Origin of the sequence: Pseudomonas sp. PGPR40 (assembly GCF_022014505.1) — a bacterium.
Lineage (GTDB): Bacteria > Pseudomonadota > Gammaproteobacteria > Pseudomonadales > Pseudomonadaceae > Aquipseudomonas.
The window spans coordinates 1-22292 of the sequence record NZ_JAKLSP010000051.1 but is presented as its reverse complement, the minus strand read 5'-3'; the positions used below and the strand labels follow the sequence as shown (position 1 = coordinate 22292).

Annotated in this window: 18 protein-coding genes and 1 pseudogene; 11 read left to right on the top strand and 8 right to left on the bottom strand. The window is 57.7% G+C overall.

All coding sequences use genetic code 11. The annotated features are described in order from the left end of the window. Window positions 1-2110 (bottom strand): beta strand repeat-containing protein (locus MEB48_RS28265; RefSeq protein ID WP_237887007.1); only part of this gene is annotated, 2110 nt, incomplete at its 3' end. A 622-nt stretch (window positions 2111-2732) separates the two neighbouring features. On the opposite strand from MEB48_RS28265, the gene MEB48_RS28260 reads away from it, so the two are divergent. Next, window positions 2733-3272 (top strand): hypothetical protein, encoded by a 540-nt coding sequence (locus MEB48_RS28260; RefSeq protein WP_237887006.1) that lies wholly within the window; start codon window positions 2733-2735, stop codon window positions 3270-3272. A 15-nt stretch (window positions 3273-3287) separates the two neighbouring features. Here the strand turns inward: MEB48_RS28260 and MEB48_RS28255 are convergent, their stop codons facing one another. Next, window positions 3288-7424 carry a CheR family methyltransferase gene (locus MEB48_RS28255; protein WP_237887005.1) on the bottom strand — a complete coding sequence of 1379 codons (4137 nt, stop codon included), beginning with the start codon at window positions 7422-7424 and terminating at the stop codon, window positions 3288-3290. Window positions 7425-7807: 383 nt separating this feature from the next. On the opposite strand from MEB48_RS28255, the gene MEB48_RS28250 reads away from it, so the two are divergent. From MEB48_RS28250 to MEB48_RS28235, 4 genes are all read left to right on the top strand, one after another. Continuing rightward, on the top strand, window positions 7808-9412 hold the full coding sequence (locus tag MEB48_RS28250) for a tetratricopeptide repeat-containing response regulator (RefSeq protein WP_237887004.1): 1605 nt from the start codon (window positions 7808-7810) through the stop codon (window positions 9410-9412). Further along, entirely contained in the window at window positions 9409-10101 is a 693-nt protein-coding gene (locus MEB48_RS28245; protein WP_237887003.1) for a sensor histidine kinase, read from the top strand. The genes MEB48_RS28250 and MEB48_RS28245 overlap by 4 nt, the downstream gene beginning before the upstream one ends. Window positions 10102-10300: 199 nt before the next feature. Beyond that, window positions 10301-11542, top strand: a complete 1242-nt coding sequence (locus MEB48_RS28240; RefSeq protein ID WP_237887008.1) for a glutamine synthetase family protein — start codon at window positions 10301-10303, stop codon at window positions 11540-11542. Window positions 11543-11614: 72 nt separating this feature from the next. Further along, a complete protein-coding gene (locus MEB48_RS28235; RefSeq protein ID WP_237887002.1) occupies window positions 11615-12997 on the top strand; it encodes an MFS transporter in 1383 nt (460 codons plus the stop codon). 63 nt (window positions 12998-13060) lie between these two features. Here the strand turns inward: MEB48_RS28235 and MEB48_RS28230 are convergent, their stop codons facing one another. From MEB48_RS28230 to flgA, 4 genes are all read right to left on the bottom strand, one after another. Next, a complete protein-coding gene (locus MEB48_RS28230) occupies window positions 13061-13807 on the bottom strand; it encodes a flagellar brake protein (protein ID WP_237887001.1) in 747 nt (248 codons plus the stop codon). Window positions 13808-13895: 88 nt separating this feature from the next. Beyond that, a complete protein-coding gene (locus tag MEB48_RS28225) occupies window positions 13896-14363 on the bottom strand; it encodes a flagella synthesis protein FlgN (protein WP_237887000.1) in 468 nt (155 codons plus the stop codon). Window positions 14364-14412: 49 nt separating this feature from the next. Then, window positions 14413-14739 (bottom strand): flagellar biosynthesis anti-sigma factor FlgM, encoded by a 327-nt coding sequence (gene flgM, locus MEB48_RS28220; protein WP_237886999.1) that lies wholly within the window; start codon window positions 14737-14739, stop codon window positions 14413-14415. Between the two features lie 178 nt (window positions 14740-14917). Further along, window positions 14918-15679 (bottom strand): flagellar basal body P-ring formation chaperone FlgA, encoded by a 762-nt coding sequence (gene flgA / locus MEB48_RS28215; RefSeq protein ID WP_237886998.1) that lies wholly within the window; start codon window positions 15677-15679, stop codon window positions 14918-14920. An 82-nt stretch (window positions 15680-15761) separates the two neighbouring features. Between flgA and MEB48_RS28210 the strand changes: the two genes are divergently transcribed. After that, window positions 15762-16727, top strand: a complete 966-nt coding sequence (locus tag MEB48_RS28210; protein WP_237886997.1) for a chemotaxis protein CheV — start codon at window positions 15762-15764, stop codon at window positions 16725-16727. Between the two features lie 12 nt (window positions 16728-16739). Then, window positions 16740-17567 carry a protein-glutamate O-methyltransferase CheR gene (cheR, locus tag MEB48_RS28205; protein ID WP_237886996.1) on the top strand — a complete coding sequence of 276 codons (828 nt, stop codon included), beginning with the start codon at window positions 16740-16742 and terminating at the stop codon, window positions 17565-17567. A gap of 371 nt (window positions 17568-17938) precedes the next feature. Here cheR and MEB48_RS28200 read toward each other — a convergent pair whose 3' ends face one another. Both MEB48_RS28200 and MEB48_RS28195 read right to left on the bottom strand, forming a co-directional pair. Beyond that, window positions 17939-18211, bottom strand: a complete 273-nt coding sequence (locus MEB48_RS28200; protein WP_237886995.1) for a hypothetical protein — start codon at window positions 18209-18211, stop codon at window positions 17939-17941. 2 nt (window positions 18212-18213) lie between these two features. Continuing rightward, window positions 18214-18687 (bottom strand): annotated as a pseudogene (locus MEB48_RS28195) (S-type pyocin domain-containing protein); the annotation flags it as partial. A 518-nt stretch (window positions 18688-19205) separates the two neighbouring features. Between MEB48_RS28195 and flgB the strand changes: the two are divergent. From flgB to flgE, 4 genes are read left to right on the top strand one after another with little or no spacing between them, the layout of a single operon-like run. Beyond that, window positions 19206-19613 (top strand): flagellar basal body rod protein FlgB, encoded by a 408-nt coding sequence (gene flgB / locus MEB48_RS28190; protein WP_237886994.1) that lies wholly within the window; start codon window positions 19206-19208, stop codon window positions 19611-19613. A 3-nt stretch (window positions 19614-19616) separates the two neighbouring features. After that, entirely contained in the window at window positions 19617-20060 is a 444-nt protein-coding gene (gene flgC, locus MEB48_RS28185; RefSeq protein ID WP_010457154.1) for a flagellar basal body rod protein FlgC, read from the top strand. Window positions 20061-20075: 15 nt separating this feature from the next. After that, window positions 20076-20771, top strand: a complete 696-nt coding sequence (gene flgD, locus MEB48_RS28180) for a flagellar hook assembly protein FlgD (RefSeq protein ID WP_237886993.1) — start codon at window positions 20076-20078, stop codon at window positions 20769-20771. Between the two features lie 31 nt (window positions 20772-20802). Next, complete coding sequence (gene flgE, locus MEB48_RS28175) at window positions 20803-22116, top strand: flagellar hook protein FlgE (protein WP_237886992.1); 1314 nt, start codon at window positions 20803-20805, stop codon at window positions 22114-22116. Window positions 22117-22292 lie beyond the last annotated feature (176 nt).

Here is a 22292-nt window from a genome sequence, read left to right as displayed (position 1 = left end):
CGACATAGCTCCAGGCACCGTCAGTGCCGATGGAGAATTTGCCATAACTGCCGGCGACGTTGCTCTGCGCGACGAAGGTCGCGGCGCTGTCGACGTCGCTGATGGTGAGGGTGCCGGAGGTGCTCAGCGGGGCATTGGTCTCGGTCAGCGTGACGTTGTCCGAGGACAACACGGCCGCATCGTTAGTGCCGGTGACGGTGACGGTCACCCACTGAGTGTCGATGCCGCCGAGGCCATCGCTGACCTGCACGGTGAACACTTCATCGTGACTCTCGCCAGCCCCCAGCGACTGCACCGCGCTGGCGACACCATCGGTGCCATTGGCCAAGGTGTAAGTCCATTTTCCGGTGTTGTCGACTGTGATCGAGCCGTAGGTGCCCGAAGCCGAGCCATTGATGGTCCAAGTGGCCGTAGCAGCATGATCGATGTCGGCGGAGCTGAACTGGCCACTGACGCTGAGCGTGATGTCTTCCTGCACCGCGCCGGCATCGTTGCCCGTTGCGAAGCTGAGCACCGGCGCGTCGTTAGTGCCGGTGATTGTGATGGTCACCGTCTGCGTCGCCGAGGCAGCATTAGCCGCGCCGCTGTCGTCGGTGGCGACCACCGCGTACGAGAAAGTGATGGTTTCACCCACGCCGAGGAAATCGAGGCTCTGATTGCTGCTGTAGTCCCAGCTGTTCTGGTCGACCGAAAAACCAGCCACCAGTGCCGAGGCCACGGTCGTATTGAGCGCGCCGCCGCTCCAGGCGATGTCGTCGTTGGCGGTCTGCGACACGGTCACGGTGTCGATGCTGTCCAGATCGCTAAAGCTCAGTGTGCCGCTGTCACTCAGGGTGGCTGTGCCATTGCCTTCGTTCATCGCGCCGGTGGTGTCGGTAATCGTCAGCGTCGGCAGGTCGTTGGTGCCAGTGATAGTAATGGTCACGGTCTGCACCGCGCCGTCGCCGATCGCCACGTTATAGGTTTGGTTGACGCTCTGGCCTTCGCCGAGGAACTGCAGTTCGGCATTGTTCACCACGAAGTTCCACCCCAGCGAACCGCTGCCCGTGCCGGTGCTGTCGCTCAATGGATCTGTGGTGAAGCTGCCCAGATAACCGGAAGCGCCCGGCGTGACGGTAATGCTATGGGTGTCGATCAGGTCGACGTCGGTGAAGGTGATGCTGCCGCTGGCCGCGTAGTCGCCGCTGTCTTCCCCGGCATCGCCGGCTTGTACGCCGCTGGTGATCTGCACCTGGTCGTTGGTGCCGGTGATGGTGATCGTCACATTCTGCGTGGTCGATGAGCCATGCCCGTCACTGATGGTGACCACATAGGTTTCGGTAGCGGTCTGACCCTGGGCCAGGTATTGGGCTGCCGAATCATTCAGGGAGTAAGTCCAGTTGACGGTGCCGTCGGCTGCGTTGGCCGCTTCAGTCACGGGTTCAAGGGCGAAGTTGCCCAGCGCTGTGGCATTGCCTTGCGCGGCGACGAAAGAGGCGGTATGCGTGTCACTCAGATCAACATCGCTAAAGGCAATAGTGCCCAACGTGCTCAGCGAGTCGCTCGTGCTCGGTGTCGTGCTTGCATCTTCGGTGACCGTGCCAGCCTGCACGCCGATGTTCATCGTCACACTGTCATTCATGCCAGCGAACTGCACCTGCGCAGTGGCCCAGCTGAGCGTGCCGTTGCCGAGACGAATCGCATAAGTAAAGCTGTCCGTCAGGGTTCCTCCAGCAGCAAGCGACTGGAGTTGTGCCTTGAAAGCATTCGACAATGCAGCGGCGTCGTAGCCAACCTTGCCATCCGCCGTAATCCAGATCTTTGCCCCGTTGAAACTGGTGTCAGTACTCGTTGCCTCAATTCTGCCCGTGTCCTGGATCAGGAGGTCGGCTGGCGCATAAACCTTGGTGGCAGTCGAAAGACTTGTCGCGTCATCGAGTGACCAAAGTGTCTTTGCGCTGCCGCCGAGGTCATTGGACATGACGTCCAAATACACGACTCCCAGCAGTTCTTCAGTGATGGCCCCGGTGCTCGTGCCAATAACACCGGTAGTGAAAATGTCGTCCTGCGCCTGCGGCGTGTTGGACAGCGAAGTAACGGTGCCGCCGCTGGTCGTTGTGGTAGTAGCCATGTCTTTCTCCCGAGAATGCCAGTTTTTTATTTTTAGAATCGCCAGGGACTGCTAACAGGACGAAGTCCCGTTCTTGCACCGCTCAGTTGGTCAGGAGTGGTGCGAGACGGCCGCCGGACATCGTCGGCTAGCTGGGGCTGCGCTGCGCATGGCACGCAATAGACTGAGAGTACCCATAGGGAAGGGACTCCTGAAGAAAGGCTGGGTGAGGCCGTGTTTTGGAGTAACACCGACTCAGGGATACGGCCTTTCCTGATATCAGTTTGATGTGTTTAGTTGTGGGCTCAGGCCTTGTAAAGGTGTTAACCGGAGCTAACAGTACGATGTGCCAATATTCCGACAAGTGGATGTTTTGGTGTCAATATTATGTCGATTTGTTTTTGGCGAAAGGTCGCAGACACTCAATGCCGGTGCGCCTCAAATGAGCTGAAACCCTTATGCGACATGGGCTGGCTGCGTCATGCCAGTGCGGGGATACCCTGAAATTGCAGCGTCAGCTGTTAAAAAGCCCCGCAGGGCATTCCTCTGACGGGTTTTTTTTCGACCCCAACCACCCGACGACCTACATGGAAAGTCAGTCATTGCTGTGCCTTACTGCTCACTCCAATCAAGGAGCCAAGCAATGCGACACAGGGGCTCGCAGTTCTGGTTATGGACTGACAACCGGTTACCTCTCCACACCTATGAAGAAGTGCTCATCGATGGGGTACAAGTGGAAGTGCGGGCGCGGATGAGTCATGAGGGTGTGACCCAGGTGTTCATAGGTATTTACGATGGTCATGGAGTCATGCTGTGTGAGGAGTTTCACGACAGGGATCGCGACGAGCCTTACTGCGCGGCGTTGAAGTGGGGCGCTCAGCGCGCGAGGGATATTGTGGCGGACACGCAGGGGTTCGTCGCACCGCATCGGGTGCAGTTGACGCTAGGCCCGGTCATCACCGATGAGTCGGTGCTGGCGCTGCGACGGATGGAAATGAGCGAACATGAGCGTTTCAAGCTCAGCTGCGAAGATGCGTGGTCGGAATACCTGGCCGCCAAAGCGGCCATGCTGAACCTCATGCGCGCGCCCAAGGTCGATCCCAAGGTCTGGGCAGACCATAAGGAGCGACTCAAACAGGCGATCGACCGGCGCGTCTATGTGCAACGCACCTATTTACGCTGAGCCATTGCCAGCCACTCAGGTCTGGGGCTGGCGCAGGGTCTCGATGGTTGTGATCAAGTCATCGTAGGAAACCGGTTTTCCGATGTGCTGGTTAAAGCCCGATTGGCGGGCCTTTTTAATGTCGCTGCTGGAGCCATAGCCGGTCAGGGCAATGGCCGGCACATCCTTGGCGAGCGGCAACTGACGCAGTGCATTCATCAGCTCATGGCCGTTCATGACCGGCATGCCCAAATCCGAAATGATCAGGTCGAAGCGGGTGCTGGTCGCCGCGTCCAGAGCATCCTTCGGACGATCGAAGGCAATGACTTCGGCGTCTTCCATTTCCAGCAGCATTTTCAAGGTTTCCAGCACCTCGGCAGAGTCGTCGACCAACAGGATCGTCAAGCCGCTTAATCTTCCTGACGCCTCGTCGATCTGGGGCGCGGTTTGAGTTTCACCTTCGACGTTGGCCAGCGGCAAGTAAACGCTGAAGGTACAGCCAGCCCCGACGCCCGGTGAACTCACCTCAACCGTACCCCGTTGTGCTTCTGTCAATTGACGGACCAGTGACAAGCCGATGCCCAATCCCTCACGTTGATGGTTGGCGTGTTGTGTCTCAGCCTGTCCGAACAGGTCGAATACGTGTTCCAGATTCTCGGCCGCGATGCCGATGCCGTTGTCTTGGACGTCGAGCCGCGCCATATTCCCTGCCCGACTGGCGATCAATTGCACGTGGCCATTGGGTGGAGTGAATTTCAGGGCGTTGTTCACCAGGTTCCAGATGATCTGCTCCAGGCGCGTCGGATCGGCATGAACCATCAACGGCTGCGACGGAACTTGCAGCTCGACGGTAGTGCTGTGGCGATCATTGATGACCACCGTGTGGATATCGCGCAGCACATTGGCCAGATCCACGGCGATCGGTTTCAGCTTCAGCTTGCCGGTACGAACACGGGCAACGTCCAGCAGGTCGTCGATGATCCGTGCCTGACTGCTGACGGCATCGCAAATGGTGCTGACCGCTTTGGCGGCCGGCGCCACCGACTTGGTCACCGGCAGGCGTCGCAGCAGTTCGGCGTTGAGCTGGATCAGATTCAGCGGGTGCTTGAGTTCGTGGGACATGACCGCGAAGAACTCATCCTTGAGGTAATTGGTGTTCAGCGTCTCGGCCAGTTGTTGGCTTTGCTCTTCATGCTGGCGTTTGTGACCGGTCAGGTCGCGGGCGATTTTCACGTAGCCCCGCAGGTGGTCACCGCTGAGCAGGGTCACTTCGCCGCTGCAATAGAAGCGGCTGCCATCCTTGCGCAGGTGCCAGCGTTCATCTTCGGAACGGCCATGGGTGCGAGCCCCCAGCAGTTCGGTTTCGGGCACGCCAGAGGCGCGGTCCTCGGGGGAAAAAATGAAGTCGTAATAAGCGCCTTCGGCTTCGGCCTTGCTGTAGCCGAATATCACCTCGGCGCCTTTGTTCCAGCTAGTAATCACGCCCTGTTCATCGAGGGTGATGATCGCGTAGTCGCGCGTGCTTTCGGCCACCAGGCGCATGCGTTCTTCGCCCAGGCGCAGTTCTTCTTCGGCCGCGCGGCGTTTGGTGATGTCGATGAACGTCAGGACGGTGCCATCGATATGGTCTTCGCTGGAGCGGTAGGGCAGCAGGCGGGCGATGTACCAGCGCTTGTCGGTACTGCTGACTTCGCGTTCGATCATGTTCAATGATTCGAATACCTGTGCGGCGTCACCCGCCAGGTCGTCGTAGTGCAGGCGATGGGTGATGTCGAGCAGGGAGCGGCCGGTATCCATCGGCAACATGCTGAAAATGTCGGTGGCGCGGGGGGTAAACCACTTGATTCGCATGCTGCGGTCGACAAAGACCGTGGCAATGTCAGTGGAGGCGATCAGGTTGGTCAGGTAGTCGTTGATCTTGTCGGTTTCTTCGACTTTGGTTTTCAGTTCGTAGTTGACCGTCAGCAACTCTTCGTTGATCGATTGCAGCTCTTCCTTGCTGGTTTCCAGCTCTTCGGTGGCCGAGCGCAATTCTTCGTTGATGGCCTGCATTTCTTCGTTGGAGGCTTTCAGTTCTTCACTGGAGATTTCCGATTGTTCAATGGTGTCCTGCAAATGCAGCTTGGTGCGTTGCAGTTCACGCTCCAGGTTGGACAGTACCTGGCTCTCGGTTTGCAGCAGGGTTGTGGCCGTCTCTTGCGAAGGATCGGCTTCGACTTCTTCGAAAATCACCAGGACGAATTCGCCGTCTGATTCTTCATCCTTGTAAGGCTGCGCCTCCAGGCTGACCTTGTAACGCCGGTCTTCGCGCTTGAGCGGAACCTCGCGGGATTTAACCGTCAGGCCGCTCTGCTGGGCCTGGAACAGTGAGGTGCGGATTTCCAGGCGTAGCTCCGGAAGGATCAGCGTCATCAGATTGCGTGACAGTTCACCGCCCACATGCCGAAGGAAACGCCCGGCACCTTCGCTCATGTGCAAGATGTCGGCGTTGGCATCGATGATCATGCTCGGTGGAGCGGCGCGTTCGAGGGCGCGCAGGTGGATGTCGGCGAAAGACAGCTTGCGCTGCACTGCATTTTGCGGTGCCTGAAGGGAAACGTTGGTGCGCACATAACCGCCGCGCGGCACGGTGGGCGTGCGACGGCTATTGGCGGTGCCGGTTTTGGCGCGGAAGATCCGGTTGCGTTTGTCCACCGGCGTGAACAGCTCATGACAAGCTTCGGCGCTTTCGGAAGATCCAAGAAACAGGAAGCCGCCGGGCCGCAATGCAAAGTGGAACATCTGAAGAATTTCGCGCTGTACCTCGCGATCCAGATAGATCAATAAGTTACGGCAAACAATCAGGTCGATTTGCGAAAAGGGCGGGTCAGACAACAGGCTGTGCTTGGCGAACAACACCTTTTCACGGATTTCCTTGCGAATCCGGTAGTGATCATCTTCCTTGATGAAATAGTGCCGCAACCGTGTTGGCGGCACATCCGTGACGATGGCTTGCGAGTACAGACCGGTCCGGCCAAAACTGATGGCGCGTTCGTCGATGTCGGTGGCGAAAACTTGCAGCGAGGCCAGGCTGGCTTCCTGTTGTAACTGATCGTTGACCAGCATCGCCAGGCTATAGGCTTCTTCGCCGGTGGAACAACCAGCCGACCAGACCCGAATTTCTTCTTTCTCAGGCTGTGCCGAAACCGCGGCGCTGACCAGTTGCGGCACGATATCCCGCTCCAGCGCTTCGAAGGCTTCGCGATCACGGAAGAAATTGGTCACGCCGATCAGCATGTCCGCCAGTAGCGCTTTGGTTTCTTCGGGATGGTCTTGCAGGTAGCGGTAATAAGTCCCCAGATCTGGCTGGGCGGTGACCTGCATCCGGCGCTCGATCCGCCGCAAGACCGTCGCGCGTTTGTAGTGCTTGAAGTCGTGACCGGTGCCGCTGCGCAACTGGATCAGGATGTCGTGCAACATTTGTTCGGCGAACGCTGCATCGCGTTCGGACACCGAAGCGAAGGGTTGAAGTTCCGGATCGTTGGCGGCGGGCAAGGTGATTTCCCGGGAGTTGTGCCACAGGTCCAGCAGCTTTTGCGGCATTTCCACTACAGGTAATACCAGATCGACCATGCCGGTCTCGATGGCCGCTCGTGGCATACCGTCGAATTCGGCGTCTTCCGGCACCTGGGCCAAGGTAATACCGCCCTGTTCCTTGATGCGCGACAGGCCGACCGCACCGTCGGAACCGCTGCCCGAGAGCACCAGGCAGAAGGCTCGTTCGCGGTGCACTTGTGCCAGATCGCGGAAGAACAGATCGATCGAGGCGTGGCGTCCCAGCTGTGGATCGTTTTCACCGACTTCAAGGTTGTTCTCATTCATCGTCAGCCGCTGCGCCGGTGAGATGACGTACACCCGGTTTTTCTCGATCGGCACGGTTTCAGTGACCTGCAGGACCGGCATCCGGGTCGATTCCTGGATGATCTGGTCAGCGATGCTTTGGTGGTCGGGCGATAGATGAAGAATGATCACGAACGCCATGCCGTTGTCGTGAGGCATGTTTTCGAAGAACAATTTAATGGCCTGGAGCCCACCCGCCGACGCGCCGATACCTACCACCGGAAAGTCCAGGGTGCTGGGACTCAAGGCCTGTCGCTCGGGTGCCGTGGCCGAGTGTTTGGGGGTGGTGGTCATTTCTTTCTGCCTTTGCTGGCGATGTAAAACGCATTGAATGCAAACGGGTATAAAGCGCGGGTCATAAAAACAGGATAATCCCGTTTTTCAATAACGCGTTCAATTATTTAGCGCGCATTTATGGGCCTATATACGTTTTTGACAAGCAAATGCGTAAATGCACTCCCGCCGCTTCAAGGGAACGCGACTACTGGCCGATAACCTCAACGGTCGCTGTCATTTTTACGTCTGGCGGCCGGCAATGGTCATCACGGGCTTTTGCGAAATTGCTTGATAGCCTATGGCCTCTCGCTATCATCTGCGCGCCAAAAAGGGCCGCGAAGCTGAGCGCGCCCGTGTGGTTGCCTTTGGGTTGTTCTTCTTAAATTGCCTGGAAATCTTCGATGCTGTCGTATCACCAAAAAAGCTTTCTGATCGTCGATGATTTCTCGGATTTCCGCAGTTCCGTCAGGTCCATGCTGCGGGAGCTGGGCGTCAAGGACGTCGACACCGCCGATACCGGTGAACAGGCACTGCGCATGTGCTCGCAGAAGTCCTACGACTTCATCCTGCAGGACTTTCACCTGGGCGATGGCAAGAAGAACGGTCAGCAGGTGCTCGAAGACCTGATGATCGAGAAGCTGATCAGCCATGAAAGTGTGTTTGTCATGGTCACCGCCGAAACCAGCCAGGCCATGGTGCTCAGCGCATTGGAGCACGAGCCTGATGCTTACCTGACCAAGCCGTTCAACCGTTCCGGCCTGGCTCAGCGCCTGGAGCGACTGGAACAGCGCAAGACCTTGCTCAAACCGATCCTGCAAGCGCTTGACCGGGGCAAACCGGTTGAAGTGCTCAATGCCTGCATCGCCCTGTGTAAACAAGACATTCGTTATTCGCCGCTGTGCTTGCGTTACCGCGCCGATGCATTGCGCGACTTGAACCAGAACGAAGCGCTGGAGCGTCTGTACGACAGCATCATTGCTGATCGACCTTTGCCATGGGCGTTTGCCGGGTTGGGCCAGTTGCTGTTCAAACGCGGCCAGGTCAGCCAGGCCAAGGGCGTTTACGAAAAGGCCCTGAAAGTCTTCCCGATGATGCCGGCCCTCTACGACGGCATGGCCGATGTGCTGGTCGCCGAAGGGGATACCAAGGGCGCGCAGAGGGTCTTGGAAGAGGCTATTCGCCTGTCGCCGCTGGCGGTGCGCCGGCAAGCGTTGCTGGGCAAGCTGGCGATGACCAACGAGGATTTCGATACGGCCTCCAAAGCCTATCGCCAGGCCGTGGCCCAAGGGGCGCAGTCACGTTTCAAGGATGCGGAAAGCAACCTCGGCCTGGCCCATGCCTTGATCAGCAAAGGCAGCGAGAAGGGGCTGGACACCCGGACCCGCCTTGAAATCAACACCACACTGAGTGCGGTGGCGAAGGAGAACCCTTCCGATCCTGGCTTGCAGATTCGTGCGCGCCTGATGAAAGCCACCAGCCTGCTGCTCAACGATGCCGAAACCGCCGAGAAACTCACCGAGCAGGCGATGATGCGCCTCGATGGCATGGAGCAGTTCATGAGCGCCGAAGCGGCGCTGCTGGTGGCCAAACAGCTGCAAATGCTCGGACAGGCGAATGCCGGCGCGTCGATGCTGAAGAACTGTGCGGAAATCTACGGCGACGATCCGACCGTGATGAAAGGTATCGCCAAGCTGACCGACGACCCGACCATCCTCAACTCCGGCAACGCGGCCGCCGACCTCAACCGGCAAGGCGTGCGGGTGTACAAGACCGGCAACCTGGTGGAAGCCCGGGATGTGTTCCGCAAAGCCCTGGCGCTGCAACCGAAAAACATCAGTATCGCCCTGAACATGGCGCAGTCGTTGCTGCATGGCACCGATACCAACGTGCCGTCGGCCGAACTGGAGGAATGTCGCAGCTGCCTGAAAACCGTCGGCCTGATGCCCGATACCGACGCGCGTTATCCGCGCTACCAGAAACTGAAAATCAAGGCGTTCGGCGAATGATCGACAGCGAACCGTCACTCGACTTCTCCACGGTGATTGCCTCCACCGTGCATGACATGAAGAACTCTCTGGCCATGCTGATGCAGGCTCATAGTCAATGGCTGGCGCGCTTGCCAGATCCCGAGCGGCACACCCCGGAGCAGGGCGTGATCGACTTCGAGTTCGCTCATCTCAATGGCATGCTGGTGCAGTTGCTGGGGCTGTATAAGCTCGGCGTCAACCAGATGCCGTTGCAGCCGGCCTATCATGAGCTGGATGACTTCATTGAGGCGCAACTGGCGGCTCACCAAGAAGTGTTCGCCAGCCGCGGCATCATCGCGACGTACGAAGTGGACCCGTTGAGCCCGCTGGGTTTCTTCGACCGTGAGCTGATTGCCTCGGTGCTCGCCAACAGCATCAACAACGCGATTCGTTACGCCCGTCATGCCTTGTTGATCAGCGTCAGCGATGAGGCCGGGCAACTGGTGCTGACCATCAATGATGATGGCGAGGGTTTTCCAGCCGAGATGATCGAGCGTCAGGCCGATTATGTGCAGGGCATCAACCACAGCAGTGGCAGTACTGGCCTGGGCCTGTACTTTGCCGGGCGGATTGCCGCATTGCATCAGCGCAATGGCGTAGGCGGACGCACCGAAATCAGCAACGGCGGCCCATTGGGCGGCGGTGTGTTCAGCCTTTACCTTCCCTGAATACCTTTTTGTTTGACGCTGCTTGATATTCCGAACAGCCGGAGCCTATTTTGTACGAGTCGCCGTTCGCGGCTCGTACAACAACAAGGATTGCGTCATGACAACCGATGGCCATCGTTCACTCGCGCAGCGATTGACGGGCATTGATGAGATTGAATGTGTCACGCCGGACCTGAACGGCGTACCACGCGGCAAGGTGATGACCGCCGAGGGATTTCTTGAGGGGCGGCGTTTGCAGATGGCGCGGGGGGTGCTGCTGCAATGCATCATGGGCGGTTATCCGCCGGCGCGCTTTTATGGCAGCGATGATGGCGACCTGGCGTTGGTGCCTGATCCCGCGCAGATCCACCGCTTGCCCTGGAGCTCGCAGCCTCGGGCGCTGGCCATTTGTGATGCGGACGAGTTGACGGGCGAGAGCTCGCCATTGTCGACTCGCGGCCAACTCAAGGCTGTGATTGCTCGATACGCCGCTCTCGGTCTGGCGCCGGTGGTGGCGACCGAGCTGGAGTTCTTCGTCTTCGCGCCCAACCCTGACCCGACGCAACCCTTCCAGCCACCACTGGGCCTGGACGGTCGTCGTGAGGACGGTCATTCGGCGTTCAGCGTCAGCTCCAATAACGGCTTGCGGCCGTTCTTCAATGAAGTCTACGAATGCATGGCGGCGCTGGGCTTGCCGCGCGATACCTTCATGCACGAGATGGGCGTCAGCCAGTTCGAGATCAACCTGCTGCATGGCGATCCGTTGCTGCTGGCCGACCAGACTTTGTTGTTCAAGCATCTGCTCAAAGAAGTGGCGCTCAAACATGGCCTGACCGTGGTCTGCATGGCCAAGCCATTGGCTCACACGCCGGGCAGTTCGATGCATATTCACCAGAGCATCGTCGAGATCGGCACCGGGCGTAACGTGTTCAGCGACAAGGCCGGCGAGCCGACCGCGACCTTCCGTCATTTCATCGGTGGTCAGCAGGCCGGTATGGCTGATCTCACCGCGCTGTTTGCGCCCAACGTCAACTCCTATCAGCGCCTGTGCCATCCTTTCGCATCGCCGAACAATGCCTGCTGGTCCCACGACAATCGCGCTGCCGGCTTGCGCATTCCGGCCAGTTCACCGGTCGCTCGTCGGGTCGAGAATCGCTTGCCGGGGGCCGATGCCAATCCGTATCTGGCGATCGCCGCGAGCCTGGCCGCGGGGCTGTATGGCATCGAAAACAAACTGGAGCCGAGCGCGCCGATCCAGGGCGAGTTCGTTGTGCCGGATAATCTTTCGTTGCCGTGTACCTTGCATGCCGCTCTTGAACGTCTGAAACGTAGCCAATTGGCGAAGGAACTGTTCGGCAAGGAGTTCATCGAAGGCTACATCGCTTCGAAGACCATGGAGTTGACCAGCTTCTTTGATGAAATTACTCCCTGGGAACGGCGTGTTCTAGCAGCCCAGGCCTGACGACCCCGTCGCTATCGGGCTATCGTTTGTCGATAGCCCGATACTCATTGCAAGGAGCCGCTCGGAACGCCGATGCGCCAAATCCTGAAATCCTTTCGAGGGCTTTATTTCGCCTCGCTGATGATGTTGATCGGCTCCGGCCTGTTGAGCACTTACCTGGCCCTGCGCCTGGCGGCTGATAACGTCGACAGCCTGTGGGTCGGTGCATTGATGGCAGCCAACTATTTCGGCCTGGTGCTGGGCGGCAAGATCGGCCATCGGCTGATTGCCCGGGTCGGGCATATCCGCGCTTACTCGGCCTGCGCCGGGATCGTCGGCGCGGCGGTGCTGGGCCATGGCCTGGTGGACTGGTTGCCCGCGTGGCTGTTCCTGCGGGTCATTGTCGGTCTGGGCATGATGTGTCAGTACATGGTGATCGAAAGCTGGCTCAATGAGCAGGCAGAAGCCAATAAACGTGGGGTGGTGTTCAGCGGCTACATGATCGCCTCGTACCTGGGGTTGGTGTTGGGTCAGCTGATTCTGGTCATGCACCCCGGCCTGGGTCTGGAACTGCTGATGCTGGTCGCACTGTGTTTCGCCCTGTGCCTGGTGCCAGTGGCCCTGACACGGCGGATTCACCCGGCGCCTCTGCACCCGGCGCCGATGGAACCACGGTTCTTCATCAAGCGCGTGCCGCAGTCACTGAGTACGGTGTTGGGGTCGGGATTGATCGTCGGTTCGTTCTACGGTCTGGCGCCGCTGTATGCCTCGCAGCAAGGATTGTCCACCGAACAGGTCGGCTTGTTCATGGGGAGCTGCATTTTTGCCGGCCTGTTGGTGCAATGGCCGTTGGGTTGGCTGTCGGATCGCTATGATCGGGCGCTGTTGATCCGCTGTTTCGCGTTTAGCCTGGCGCTGGCTGCGTTGCCGCTGGCGATCATGCCGCAGGTGCAACTGGAGGTGCTGTTCATCGCCGGGTTCCTCTGCTCGTTGGTGCAGTTCTGCCTGTATCCGTTGGCGGTGGCGTTCTCCAACGACCATGTCGAGGGCGAGCGTCGGGTTTCGCTGACGGCGATGCTGCTGGTGACTTACGGTGTCGGCGCGAGTATCGGGCCGCTGGTAGCCGGGGTACTGATGAAATTGTTCGGCAGTCAGATGCTTTATGCCTTCTTCAGTTTCTTCGCCTTGGTGCTGGTGTGGCGAATCCGCCCGAAAGCCGTTACCAACCTGCATCAGGTGGACGATGCTCCGCTGCATCACGTGGCCATGCCGGACAGCATGTCGAGTTCGCCGCTGGTGGTTTGCCTTGACCCGCGTGTCGATGAGCAGGTGGTGCAGGAGCAGATGCAGAACCCGATCAACCCGGAGGCTGATTTCAATCCGGATGCCGAGCGCGAATCAGCGCCTGAAACAGATTCGGAACCAGAAGACCCTGACACGGCTCGCGAACAAAGCTTTACCGAAGCGAGGCCTTGATCAAGGCATAAAAAAACGGGCAGTCACCGCAAGGGACTGCCCGTTTTTTATGAGAGTGGCGTATCAGAAGTCGTCTTTATCGAAGCGCCGCGCTTCGCGCTGAAGCTGATAGACGAACCGCTCGACCTGTCGTTGCACCAAGCCGCTCATGTTGTGAAAACGCACGCCGGCGAAGGTGGTGTTGATCTTCTCTTCGAAGTGCAGGTAACGCAATTCGACCGGTGCCGTCATGCTGCCGAAGGGCAGGGCGGCGACGAAGCGGTCGTAGACCTGGCCCAGTTGCAGGCTGGCGGTAATGTCACCTTCGAAGCGTAACTTGCAGCCGGTGGCGGAGATGTCCAGCAGTTTGCCGTTGATGGGCGACTTGAGTTTGTCACCGCCCAGTTCGACATTCACCAGTTGCGCCAGCTTTAACGCGGCGCGGAAAGCATTGCGGCGCTGGTGATAAACCACTTCATCGGGCAAAGCGCCGCGGTAGCAGCGGCCATCGCCGGATTCGTCGATGGTCAGCGGGCCATTGCTTTCCCAGGCAATGCGTACGCCTTCGTGGAAGCCTTCGACCTTGAACGGTTCGCCGGCCAGCAGAAAGCGTTCGCCATCGCGCGGGATCATTTCATCCAGGGAAATCATGTTGCTGTCACGGTCGACGTCCACCAGATAACTCTGGAAGCGCTGGCTGCGCTCATGGAACGTGATGATCAGCGGGTCATGGCTGTCTTGCAGCTGACGCAGATTGCTGGAGATTTCCAGGGGCGTGGTGAGCACCTTGGGTGGCTGCGGAGCATCTTCCGCGCTTAAGGCATTGAACACGGGGTATCAATCTCCAGACAAATATGACTACTTGCCAGCATTCTGCCAGCATGTTTCGCGTCTTGATAGAGCGCGCTCATTGAAAGGCTCAAGCCTGGCTGAGCGGGCGTGGTTTTGCGAGCCTGGAGGTTGAACCGCGGGCATCGTAGAGCGCTGGCGGCTCGCCGCCGGTGAGGATTTTCAGCTGGTTGGCCGTGGCGGCCTGCTGCACCAGAATCGACTGGCCATTGTTGGCATTGGTGGTCTGGCATCGGGCCAGGAGGTCGGTCAGTACGTCGCTCTGTGCCAGCAACTGATCGCCAATGCTCGAATGGCTGGCAAGTTGCTCCAGGCCCTGGCGATTGGTCGGCAGGCTGAGGCTGGCGAGGACTTCACTGCGCTTGCGGCCATGCTGTTCGAGCAAAATGATCAATGCCTGTTTCTGCGCCAGAATGTCTTCGAGCAGTGGCATGTCGCGACCGTGCAGCGCGAGGGACTCGGTTTGCAGCAGCTCCAGCAGGTGTTGCGCCGGGGCAAAGTCGTCGATGATCAGTTGCAGTAAATGAGTGTCGTGCATGGCTGGCCTTGGGTTTTAAGCGTCCAAAAGCCTGGCGCGGGCGGGTGGCCTAGCGCTGGGCTTCGAAGTTGAGCAGTTTGCTGGCTACACGGTTGCTGTCGACTTTATAGCTGCCATCGGCAATCGCTGCTTTCAACTCGGCCACGCGGGCGTTGTCGACGGCAGGCTGATCGCGCAGCTTGTCAGTGACCTTCTGCAACTGTTGAGCCTCATCGCTGAGGTGTACCGATTCCCCGCTTTTGGTGGTACCGGCCTGTTCGGCCGGGGTATTCAGCGGCGCGGATTGGCCGGTTTCGGCGGTTTCCTTCGCGGCGCTGGTACGTGTACTGCCCGTAAGTGACGAGGAGCTGTTTAAACGACTGAAATCGATGACCATGACAAAAAACCTCTGGGTATTTGGACGCTTGCCATGTTTTCGGCTCTCTGCCGGAAAACTTTAGGCCCATTTATCAATGAGCGTGCATGCGCCAGCGCGCGTCCTGCATGCGGCACAGTTTAGGCAACAGCCGAGTGGCGCGCCATCTCTTCGGGGGCCAAGTGCCCTGCATGGCCGCTCACATAGAAACTTCCACCTGGCCGGGCGCGGTGACTTGCGCCTTGATGACCCGCTGGGAGTTAAGGTTTTTCACACGAATCTGTTCGCTCATGCCGCCGTTGGACAGCGCTTCACCCGGCATGCGCACGCTGAGCGTGCCACTGCGGGCGGTAATCACCACCTGATCGCCCTTGCGAATCACTTCCGCCTGTTCGAGGTGCACCAGGGTAATGATCTGATCAGCGACCATTGGTCGGGTAAGTTTTTGTCCGATCGCCTGCTCAACGGAGGTCAGAAAACCCTGATTTATCAGACTGATATCGCGCTCGCGCAGGGTCACGTCCTGAGGCTCGATTATCCCGGTGCGTTTGAGGGGGCGGGTGGTGGTCACGATGTCGCGAAACAGCCGTACTTGAGCGGGTACGAAGACTGTCCAGGGGGAGGCGCTGTCGCAGCGAACCTTGACCGTGACCCGGCCCAGAGGCCTCGCCGGGCTCTCGAGGGTGGCTGTCAACTCCTTGTCGCACATAGGCATGCGCAGGCGCGGATCAAGCTGATTGACCTCGATCTCGTAGCGTCCTTGGATTTGGCTCGTGGCCAAATAGTCTTCTACGGTGAATTCAAGAAAGCCCTGAGTGACGCCGATAAGCATGTCAGGCAAGGTAAGCGCGTCAGCCAGGGCAGGGCTGCCAGCGTTGAACAGGCAAACGGCCGACATCGCACAGAGCAATCTGCGGGAGGTTGATGCAAGGCGTCGGAAAAATGTCGGTTCTGTGTTCATAAGAGTTAAAAAGCAAGCGCCGTGCCGTTTAGTGATGAATGTGCGTCGCAACACACTTAGCGTTGGTAGTAGGAGTCTGGGCATGGCTGGTGTAATGGATTCGGTGAACCAGCGCACGCAACTGGTAGGGCAGAATCGCCTTGAGCTGTTGTTGTTCCGTCTCGACGGCCAGCAGCTGTATGGGATCAACGTGTTCAAGGTTCGCGAGGTGCTGCAATGCCCCAAGCTGACCCTGATGCCCAAGTCCAGTCCTGTCGTGTGCGGTGTGGCGAATATTCGGGGGGCGACCATTCCGATTCTGGATCTGGCGATGGCGACCGGTTCCGGTGCGTTGAAAGATCAGAGCAATCCCTTCGTGATCATCACGGAGTACAACACCAAGACCCAGGGTTTCCTGGTTCGGTCGGTGGAGCGCATCGTCAACATGAACTGGGAGGAGATTCATCCGCCACCCAAGGGCACGGGGCGCGATCACTACCTGACGGCGGTGACTCGGGTCGACAATCAGTTGGTCGAAATCATCGACGTCGAGAAGGTGCTGGCGGAAGTGGCGCCGACACCGGAAGCCATTTCGGTGGGCGTGGTGGATGTCGAGACTCAGCACAAGGCGTTGTCCTTGCGCGTGCTGACGGTCGATGACTCATCGGTAGCGCGCAAGCAGGTGACCCGTTGCTTGCAAACGATCGGCGTCGAAGTGGTGGCGTTGAACGACGGCCGGCAAGCGCTGGATTACCTGCGCAGGCTGGTCGATGAGGGCAAGAAGCCCGAAGACGAGTTCCTGATGATGATCTCCGACATCGAGATGCCGGAGATGGACGGGTACACCCTGACAGCCGAGATCCGCGCCGACCCGCGCATGCAAAAGCTTCATATCATCCTGCACACTTCGTTGTCGGGCGTGTTCAATCAGGCGATGGTCAAGAAAGTCGGTGCCGATGACTTCCTGGCCAAGTTCCGTCCTGATGACCTGGCATCCCGGGTAGTCGACCGGATCAAAGCAGCAGATATCAGCCAGGGCGCTTTGCCCATGGCGGTTAACACGATTTAAGAGGCTGCATCATTGTCTACGGGTAATTTGGATTTCGAACAGTTCCGGGTCTTCCTGGAAAAAGCCTGTGGCATTTTGCTCGGTGAAAACAAGCAATACCTGGTCTCGAGCCGTCTCAACAAACTGATGGAACAGCAGGGCATCAAATCGCTGGGTGAGCTGGTCCAGCGCATTCAGACCCAGCCGCGCAGCGGTTTGCGCGAGATGGTGGTGGATGCCATGACCACCAACGAAACCCTGTGGTTTCGTGACACCTATCCGTTTGAGGTTTTGAAGAACAAGGTATTACCTGAAGCGATCAAGGCCAGCCCCGGCCAGCGCCTGCGGATCTGGTCGGCAGCGTGTTCGTCGGGCCAGGAGCCGTATTCGCTGTCGATGTCCATCGATGAGTTCGAGCGGGTCAACCTGGGTCAGTTGAAGATGGGCGTGCAGATCGTTGCCACGGATCTGTCCGGTACCATGCTGACCAACTGCAAGACCGGCGAGTACGACAGCCTGGCCATCGGCCGCGGTCTGTCGCCCGAGCGTCTTCAGCGCTACTTCGACCCGAAAGGGCCGGGACGCTGGGCCATCAAGGCACCGATCAAGAGTCGGGTGGAATTTCGCTCGTTCAACCTGCTGGACAGCTACGCGAGCCTGGGCAAGTTCGACATCGTGTTCTGCCGCAACGTGCTGATCTATTTCTCCGCCGAGGTGAAGAAAGACATCCTGTTGCGCATTCACAGCACGCTGAAGCCTGGCGGCTATCTGTTCCTTGGCGCGTCCGAAGCGCTGAACGGTTTGCCGGATCATTACCAGATGGTCCAGTGCAGCCCGGGGATTATTTACAAGGCGAAATGATGCAAAGGCGACCGGCATAAAAACGGGAGCCCTCTGGGGCTAATGCCGATCAGTTAAGCCCTTTCGCTTGACCTTTGGCCGCAAGAAATAAAAATCCGATGCCTGCACTGGCATCGGATTTTTTTATGCGTCTCGCTCGGGCCCTGGAACTGACCCACAACTTTGCTCCCACTCCAAACTCGGGGCAACGCCCTCTGGTCGCGCCCAGCGCTGTAATTCAAGCCCGTCAGAGTTAATTGTCTAACCCTGAAGCAATCGTAAACCTACCTCTAGACTAGACAGAATCCAATCACCAGCATCAGGGATTCGGACGTCCTCGGAACAATAGATATTGCTTATCGCACCCCGAAGGTGATATGCGCTTAGCAATATCAATCAAAAGTATATTTCCCCTCTAACATGAACGCCGGCTCTCTCCAGTTGATACCCCTGACAATTCCGGTACCATTAGATTTTATAAAGCCCGCGTCACACATTTTTCTGACGATTTTCAATAGCCCCATATTATCCCCCACGTGCACCCAATTAGCCCGGTTATAAAGACCATCGAGCCGAGGAAAAGAGATGCCTAATTCATTCTTGGTAAGAAATAGGATTACCTCCTCAGGGCTCTCGTTAAGAACAGCTTTTTCTATGACGCTCATTATTACATTCCTCCCAGTTGTTCGTACTCTCTATCCGCTTGCTTCCTATCTGCCTCTAAAGCTTCAGGCGTGTAGAGCAACTCGGAATTATCTTTTAGTTTGTAGTCTTCCAGTGTCGCGGCATGAGTATTGTTCCAAATGACACCGTCATCATTTGGCTTTACGCCGTCTGCTACACCCAATGCTCTGAAACGTTCAAGCTCTCTGAGCTCATGAGTATAAAATCGTTTGTCGATAGCCGTGACTATTAATTTACCTTGGAAGATTTTTTCCAATCGGTCAACCATGGTGGCATTGGCATCCGAAGGGTCGAAGCGGCTCGTATGCAATTTGACAAGGTCAATACCCGCTTGAGTCACGGTAGCATTGGTCCAATCCAGATCCAGGATTGGGCCTCCAGCTCTGGCAGGATTGAAAAATCGACCGCTGTACTTTCCTCTCGTAGTAGCCCCTTCATAAGGACTATTGAAAACAACGTTACTGCATGTGCCATGATTAAAGATTGGTAAATTCAATGCCAATTACTATCCATAGTGAAATTTCTTACATTAAAAAATCCGACTTCAGACAGGAATTTTTGGTGCATTCTGAAGAGACTGATGATCTGTTACCCAAATTTGACTCGGCAGCAATATGCACACCCGGTCTGCCTCTGGTAGAGAGATAGAAGGCGGTTCATGTTGATTTGTTGAAGGGGCATCACATCATCACGTTCAACAGAAGTATGCCGCTCGCCCTATCAATGCCATCTTTGATTTTGCTTTTTAAGATCAAGATCAAAAAGATCGCAGCCTGCGGCAGCTCCTACAAAGGGGATAGGTGTTTACCTCCAGAAGCGGCAGAAAAGCGGCAGGCGGCGGAAATCGGTTGCCGCTTTTCTGGCATTGCCGCCTTGTCCCTGCCCGCAAAGCCCCGGTTTTCGGGCTTTTTTGATTTGGCACGCAGCTTGCTATGTCTCAGTTACGAAAATCAGGTCACCCGAAGGTTTCCCGACATGAGCATCAGCTTCGATAAAGCGCTCGGTATCCACGAACAAGCCTTGGGCTTCCGCGCTCAGCGTGCCGAAGTCCTGGCCAACAACATCACCAACGCCGATACCCCGAACTACAAGGCTCGGGATCTGGATTTCTCGAAAGTGCTCGCCGAGCAGAACGAGAAAACCCAAAACGGCAAGTTCGCCTTGAACATGACCAACAGCCGTCACATCGAAGCTGAAGGCCTGGGCAATGGCGGCGAGTCGCTGATGTATCGCACGCCGATGCAACCGTCGATCGACCAGAACACCGTGGACGCCCAGCTTGAACAGTCGAATTACGCGGAAAACGCGGTCAACTTCCAGGCCAGCTTCACCCTGCTCAACAGTAAATTCAAAGGGCTGGTGTCAGCCCTGCGCGGAGAGTAACCCATGTCTCTATCCAGTGTTTTCAACATTGCCGGTAGCGGCATGAGCGCTCAGACCACTCGCTTGAACACCGTGGCCTCGAACATCGCCAACGCCGAGACCGTTTCGTCGAGCATCGACCAGACCTACCGTGCCCGCCACCCGGTGTTCGCCACCATGTTCCAGGGCGGCCAGAGCGGCGGCAGCGATTCGCTGTTCCAGAATCAGGACGCAGCCGGTCAAGGCGTGCAAGTGCTGGGCGTGGTCGAGGACCAGAGCAACCTTGATGCGCGCTACGAGCCGAACCATCCGGCCGCCGATGCCAAGGGCTACGTCTACTACCCGAACGTCAACGTCGTCGAAGAAATGGCCGACATGATTTCCGCGAGCCGTTCGTTCCAGACCAACGCCGAAATGATGAACACCGCCAAAACCATGATGCAGAAGGTCCTGACCCTCGGTCAGTGATAGGGGGCGATTCATATGAGCGTTATCAGCGATGTTCTGGCCAACTCTTCGGTCACGACCACGACCTCTACGACCACCGGCAGCCTGACCTCGGCCGCTAGCGGCGGCCAGGAATTGGGCAAGGACGCATTCCTGCAACTGCTGGTGACTCAGCTGAAAAACCAGAACCCGCTCGATCCTCAGGACAACAGCGAGTTCGTGGCACAGCTGGCGCAGTTCAGTAGCCTGGAAGGCATCACCACGCTGAACGACACGGTCACCGGCCTTGCCAGCAGCTACAACTCGTCGCAAGCCTTGCAGGCTTCTTCGCTGGTGGGCCGTTCGGTCATCGCGCAGACCGACAAAGCCGTGGTCGACACTTCCAAGAGCCTTAACGGTACGGTCGTCGTGCCAGCCTCGGTTTCCGCCGCCACCGTCAAGATCAGCAACTCGGAAGGCAAGACCATCCGTACGCTCGAGCTGGGCAGTCAAAGCGCCGGCAACGCCAGTTTCATCTGGGACGGCAAGGACGATGCGGGCGCGGTGGCACCGGCGGGTACTTACACCTTCGGCGCGACGGCCACCATCGACAGCACGAACACCTCACTGATTACTTACCTGCCGGCAACGGTCAACAGCGTGACCATCAGCCAGACCGGCGGTGAGTTGATGTTGAACCTGGCAGGCATGGGCAGCGTTGCCCTGTCCAAAGTGCAAACCATTGGTATATAGAGCCGACTAACCCGGCACAAAGGAGTGGAATATGTCTTTCAATATCGGCCTTAGCGGTCTCTATGCAGCCAATAAACAACTGGACGTGACCGGCAACAACATCGCCAACGTCGCGACCACCGGTTTCAAATCGTCCCGCGCGGAATTCGAAGACGTGTACTCGGCCACTCGCCTGGGTACAGGCAGCAAGACCATCGGCAACGGCGTGCGCCTGGCCAACGTTTCCCAGCAGTTCAGCCAGGGCGACGTAAACAACACCGGCAACGTGCTCGACATGGGCATCCAGGGCAGCGGTTTCTTCATCCTCAGCGACAACGGTTCCCTGAGCTACACCCGTGCCGGTGCGTTCAAGACCGATGCCGAAAATTATGTGGTCGATAACAACGGCAACCGTTTGCAGGGTTACGGCGTCGATGCCAACGGCAAGATCATCAACGGTGTGTTGACTGACTTGAAGATCGATACGTCGGCTCTCAAGCCGAACGCGACCACCAAGGTTGATCAGACGATGAACCTGAACTCGGCTGAAGATTTGCCGACCGTGACGACGTTCAGCCCGACCGATACCAACAGCTACAACAAGACCATTTCCACCAAGGTCTATGACACCCAGGGTAATGAACACACCATGGATCAGTATTACGTCAAGACTGACGTAAACGAATGGAAGATTTATACCTACATGGATGGTCGGACGCCGAGCGACCCGGCTGACACCACCCCGACGCCTATCGAGGCAGATATTGTCTTCAACTCCGACGGTAGCATTGACACCCTGACGGCGGGTGCCGGTTGGACCCAGACTGGCAACACCTTGACCATGACCGGTTGGATACCCGGCGTTATCACCGACTCGACTGCTACTCCAGTTGTATGGGGGCCGAACGGTTCCGATGCCGCAGCAAGCGGTATCGCCTTCAACATGGCGCTGACCACATCTTATAACTCGCCAACCGCTCGTACCGCCCAGTACCAGGATGGCTACGCCACCGGCCAGATCTCCAGCCTGACCATCGACGCCAGCGGCGTCATGACCGCCAACTTCAGCAACCAGCAAACCAAGGCCATCGGCCAGGTTGCAGTGGCCAGCTTCGCCAACGAACAAGGCTTGCAGCCAATTGGCGGCACACGCTGGAAAGAAACCTTCTCCTCAGGCGTGGCGGGTGTCGATGCGCCGACGACCGGCACTCTGGGTTCGGTCGTGTCCAATTCCCTGGAAGAGTCCAACGTCAACCTGACCAATGAATTGGTCGAGCTGATCAAGGCGCAGAGCAACTACCAGGCGAACGCCAAGACCATCTCCACCCAGAGCACCATCATGCAGACCATTATTCAGATGACTTGATGCTGGTTTGCGGATAGCGCTTCACAAAGAGCCCCTCGGAAGAGGGGCTTTTTTTTATGGTGCGCCAGGCATGGCGCGTAGCGCCGTGACTGGCGCTGTTCAGCTCATTATGGTGATGAGTTGGATGACTTGGAGGTGGAAGTCCTCTACACACCCGGCAAGGGGAAGTGTTAGCC

Bases quoted from the DNA above. Each gene is read 5' to 3' on its own strand.
- MEB48_RS28260 (WP_237887006.1), top strand. From the start codon at position 2,733: ATGCGACACAGGGGCTCGCAGTTCTGGTTATGGACTGACAACCGGTTA.
- MEB48_RS28255 (WP_237887005.1), bottom strand. From the start codon at position 7,424: ATGACCACCACCCCCAAACACTCGGCCACGGCACCCGAGCGACAGGCC.
- MEB48_RS28250 (WP_237887004.1), top strand. From the start codon at position 7,808: ATGCTGTCGTATCACCAAAAAAGCTTTCTGATCGTCGATGATTTCTCG.
- MEB48_RS28245 (WP_237887003.1), top strand. From the start codon at position 9,409: ATGATCGACAGCGAACCGTCACTCGACTTCTCCACGGTGATTGCCTCC.
- MEB48_RS28240 (WP_237887008.1), top strand. From the start codon at position 10,301: ATGACCGCCGAGGGATTTCTTGAGGGGCGGCGTTTGCAGATGGCGCGG.
- MEB48_RS28235 (WP_237887002.1), top strand. From the start codon at position 11,615: ATGCGCCAAATCCTGAAATCCTTTCGAGGGCTTTATTTCGCCTCGCTG.
- MEB48_RS28225 (WP_237887000.1), bottom strand. From the start codon at position 14,363: ATGCACGACACTCATTTACTGCAACTGATCATCGACGACTTTGCCCCG.
- flgM (WP_237886999.1), bottom strand. From the start codon at position 14,739: ATGGTCATCGATTTCAGTCGTTTAAACAGCTCCTCGTCACTTACGGGC.
- flgA (WP_237886998.1), bottom strand. From the start codon at position 15,679: ATGAACACAGAACCGACATTTTTCCGACGCCTTGCATCAACCTCCCGC.
- MEB48_RS28210 (WP_237886997.1), top strand. From the start codon at position 15,762: ATGGCTGGTGTAATGGATTCGGTGAACCAGCGCACGCAACTGGTAGGG.
- MEB48_RS28200 (WP_237886995.1), bottom strand. From the start codon at position 18,211: ATGAGCGTCATAGAAAAAGCTGTTCTTAACGAGAGCCCTGAGGAGGTA.
- flgB (WP_237886994.1), top strand. From the start codon at position 19,206: ATGAGCATCAGCTTCGATAAAGCGCTCGGTATCCACGAACAAGCCTTG.
- flgC (WP_010457154.1), top strand. From the start codon at position 19,617: ATGTCTCTATCCAGTGTTTTCAACATTGCCGGTAGCGGCATGAGCGCT.
- flgD (WP_237886993.1), top strand. From the start codon at position 20,076: ATGAGCGTTATCAGCGATGTTCTGGCCAACTCTTCGGTCACGACCACG.
- flgE (WP_237886992.1), top strand. From the start codon at position 20,803: ATGTCTTTCAATATCGGCCTTAGCGGTCTCTATGCAGCCAATAAACAA.